This is a genomic window from Brevundimonas sp. (assembly GCF_023259385.1).
In the GTDB taxonomy this organism is placed as follows: Bacteria; Pseudomonadota; Alphaproteobacteria; order Caulobacterales; family Caulobacteraceae; genus Brevundimonas.
In genome coordinates this window covers 1-434 of record NZ_JAHFPF010000241.1, presented here as the reverse complement: position 1 = coordinate 434, position 434 = coordinate 1, and the positions used below count along the sequence as shown (strand labels likewise).

Sequence of the window (434 nt, the reverse complement as noted above, 5' to 3'; positions counted from 1 at the left end):
CGGCCGTTTCGGTCAGTGAAGACGAAACGGTGGCGGAGATGCGCCGGACCTGGGCGGAGAACGGGCGGGTGATTTGCCCGCACACCGCCGTGGCCCTGCACGCGGCGCGGCGCGTCGAACGGACGGGGCCGGTGGTCGCCCTGTCGACGGCGCATCCCGCCAAATTCCCGGACAGCGTCGAGGCGGCGCTGGGCTTCGCGCCGGAACGGCCGCCGCAGCTTCAGGGTCTGGAAGGCCGGACCGAGCGGTTCGAGACAGTGGATGCGACGCTGGACGCGGTGCTGGCCGCGATCGGGTAAAACTTCTCCCTCCCCTGAAGTGGGGAGGGATGTCGGCGCGTCAGCGACGACAGGGTGGGGTTTGTATCCGTGCGGCCGTTACCCACCCGTCTGTCGCTGCGCGACAGCCACCCTCCCCATGAGGGGAGGAAGAAA

Annotated in this window: 1 pseudogene; it reads left to right on the top strand. The window is 69.6% G+C overall.

Features of this window, described 5'->3' with window-relative positions:
* A pseudogene (locus Q0C81_RS15500) lies at window positions 1-299 on the top strand (threonine synthase); the annotation flags it as partial.
* Window positions 300-434 lie beyond the last annotated feature (135 nt).